Source organism: Paenibacillus zanthoxyli JH29, from assembly GCF_000520715.1.
GTDB lineage: Bacteria > Bacillota > Bacilli > Paenibacillales > Paenibacillaceae > Paenibacillus_AQ > Paenibacillus_AQ zanthoxyli.
The window spans coordinates 1-2,761 of the sequence record NZ_ASSD01000321.1 but is presented as its reverse complement, the minus strand read 5'-3'; the positions used below and the strand labels follow the sequence as shown (position 1 = coordinate 2,761).

Annotated in this window: 5 protein-coding genes; all 5 read left to right on the top strand. The window is 49.1% G+C overall.

The genetic code is table 11. The annotated features are described in order from the left end of the window. Nucleotides 1-338 precede the first annotated feature (338 nt). The 5 genes from L691_RS34265 to L691_RS0111705 all read left to right on the top strand — a co-directional run bounded on the left by L691_RS34265 (nucleotide 339) and on the right by L691_RS0111705 (nucleotide 2,712). Nucleotides 339-488, top strand: a complete 150-nt coding sequence (locus tag L691_RS34265; RefSeq protein WP_156934225.1) for an alpha-amylase family glycosyl hydrolase — start codon at nucleotides 339-341, stop codon at nucleotides 486-488. Next, nucleotides 460-1,026 (top strand): alpha-amylase family glycosyl hydrolase, encoded by a 567-nt coding sequence (locus L691_RS0111720; protein ID WP_156934224.1) that lies wholly within the window; start codon nucleotides 460-462, stop codon nucleotides 1,024-1,026. Before L691_RS34265 ends, L691_RS0111720 begins: the two co-directional genes overlap by 29 nt. A gap of 238 nt (nucleotides 1,027-1,264) precedes the next feature. Further along, nucleotides 1,265-1,393, top strand: coding sequence for a hypothetical protein (locus tag L691_RS33950; RefSeq protein WP_269634845.1), 129 nt, complete (start codon nucleotides 1,265-1,267; stop codon nucleotides 1,391-1,393). Between the two features lie 303 nt (nucleotides 1,394-1,696). Next, the gene (locus L691_RS0111710) at nucleotides 1,697-2,158 is read left to right on the top strand and encodes a CtsR family transcriptional regulator (protein ID WP_025690718.1); all 462 of its coding nucleotides are present in this window, start codon (nucleotides 1,697-1,699) and stop codon (nucleotides 2,156-2,158) included. Between the two features lie 29 nt (nucleotides 2,159-2,187). Beyond that, nucleotides 2,188-2,712: a UvrB/UvrC motif-containing protein gene (locus tag L691_RS0111705; protein WP_025690717.1), complete on the top strand. Its 525-nt coding sequence runs from the start codon at nucleotides 2,188-2,190 to the stop codon at nucleotides 2,710-2,712. Nucleotides 2,713-2,761: the final 49 nt, after the last annotated feature.

The window sequence follows — 2,761 nt, the reverse complement described above, 5'->3', positions numbered from 1 at the left end:
GAGTAGGACGTTGCCAAGCACAAGAACCACTGCTGAGTATCAGCAGTGGTTTTTTATATTTCTTTTTAACTTATGCTGCCTAGCAGCGATTGAATTAACACGCGATTAAGGGTTCCGCATCCGCCATACCCGCCGGAGAGGGTGAAGGATCTGGAGAGTGATTCCGGAAGCCGCGTCCGGAAAACGCAAATAGACTGCACCTCGAAAAGGGCGGCCTATTCGCATATTGCTATATATCGAGCGGAATCGCGGCTACGGACTCTCTTTCAATGATTTTATAAGCGAGGTAAAACTGCCCTTTCTCTGGGAACTTTCCTCCCTCGGCAAAATGCCTGATCATGTGCTTGACGCCCTCTGCGCCAATCTCGGGAGGATCGGCCTGGAAATACGATGAGGAGGCAGAGGGCTACTATCTCCACCTTTTCTCCGCCAAGCAGCCGGATCTGAACTGGTCGCAAGATGCGCTCAGAAGCCAAAATGTTCGCTAGCTGCATTCATATGCTGCAAGACTCTCCTTACAGAATTGAATGCGAAGCCAAAGGGCGCTCTCATGAAGAGGTGATGCGGGATATTTATTTGAAAAGCCGGGACAATGCCCGTACGCCCATGCAGTGGGATGACAGCCTGTACGCTGGATTTGGAACCGTGCAGCCGTGGATTGATGTTAATCCTAACTATAAGGAAGTAAACGTGGAGAAGGCTCTCGCCGATCCTGATTCCGTTCTGCATTACTACCGTGAGTTAATCCGGCTGCGTAAACGGTATGATGTGATCGTCTACGGCGATTATAGCCCGCTGCTTGAGGAGCATTCTGATGTATTCGCATATAGGCGAACGCTGAATGATGAGACGCTGATTGTCGTCGCGAGCTTCTCCGAGCGGGAGCAGATGGTTGATCTGGGGGAACCAACCTCCGAGCCGAGCCTGCTGCTGGCCAATTATCCCCTGGCGGCTGAACCGCTTACGGCGCTGTGGCTCCGCCCCTTCGAAGCAAGAATCTATCTTGCTCGAAACAACATCTTATAGCGGATTCGCAGCAATCCGCGAACTGCATACCGGAAGAAAGCGGCTGCCGCCTTGAAAAGAGGACGTTAGCCGTTTTTTTCAAAATATAATAATTTATAAGCTGAGCGCTTATCAATTTGTCTTATATTTCTACGAGAAACGGTGCCGTTCTAAAAGGACGGCGAAGCCGTTTCTTCTTGTATAAATAACGCTTTGGGCTGCGGACTTGTTATGCTGATCATGATTCGCAGGCAACCTGGTGCTGATCAGTTACAAAATGCCGATGAACCTGTATCAAGCGGGACTGCTTGTGGGTAATGTATCGGTAGAGAAAAGGGTGGGGGAACGTATTTCGGACGCCCGGACGGCATTGTTTGATTTTTTTTGAACAAAGACTTGGCTTTTCGGAAGAATGTGCTATAATAATAAAAAAAGTCAAAGAAAGTCAAAGTCAACAGAGCATACAGCAGGTGATTACTTATTCGTTCCCGTTCGCTTTTTCAAGTATGCGGTGTACAGTTTAGGCCACACTAGTAGGGGCTTGAACAGAATCTAAATCCGGGCTTGTCAGCCGGCTTTATACGGGATTCGGCTCTTTGCACTTTGGTTAAAGTTCCTTTAAAGGTTAGGGCCGAAAGAGGGAACGGTGCCATCGGCTGCATCTGCAAGCTCTGAATCTGGAGGATGAGTGATGCGCAATATCTCCGATATCATCGAACAATATCTGAAGAATATTTTGCATGAAAGTCCCGAAGGCACAGTGGAAATTCAACGCAACGATCTGGCGGACCATTTTTCCTGCGTACCCTCCCAGATCAATTATGTAATCAGCACACGCTTTACGCTTGAAAAGGGCTATTTGGTGGAGAGCAAGCGCGGCGGAGGCGGATATATCCGCATTCAGCGCATTGAGCTTCCGCAGCACTCGGCGCTGCATACGCATCTTAACCAGAAAATTGGCTCGGGCATCGACCAGAGTACAGCTGAGGGGCTCATTTATCAGCTCGAAGAGGCCGGGTTTTTAACCAGACGAGAAGCCTGTCTTATGCGCGCCGCCATTTCGCGTGAATGCATTGCGGTTAAGCTCCCCCATCGGGACGAAATTCGTTCCAAAATGATGAAGGCGATGCTGATCTCACTGCTCAGCAAATAATTCGGCGCTTAAAGGGAGGATTTCGTTATATGCTTTGCCAAGAGTGCGGTGTCAGACCGGCAACGCTTCATTTCACGAAAATTGTGAACGGAGAGAAGACGGAATTTCATATTTGCGAGAACTGTGCAAGGGAAAAGGGTGAATTAATACCGGGTACGTCGGGCGGTTTCTCCATTCACAGCCTGCTGTCGGGTTTATTGGATTTGGAGGGGGCGAGCAAGGGGAAATCCACTGCCGAACCAAAGCCTCACGAAGTTCGCTGCGAGGAATGCGGCATGACCTACGGGCAGTTCAGCAAGCTCGGACGCTTTGGCTGCAGCTCCTGCTATAAGTATTTTGACAAGGGGCTTGATCCGCTCATTAAAAGAGTGCATGGCAGCACGAGCCACGTGGGGAAAATTCCCAAACGTATCGGTGCGCAAATCCAATTCAAGCGGCAAATTGATGAATTGAAGGAACAGCTTCAGCAAGCAATCGTGGAGGAAGAGTTCGAAAGCGCTGCTGAACTGAGGGATCAGATTCGAAAACTTGAAAAAGAAATTGCACAAGAGTAAAGTCTTAAGATATATAGGGGGAATGCACGATGCCAGATCTCCGGTTTAC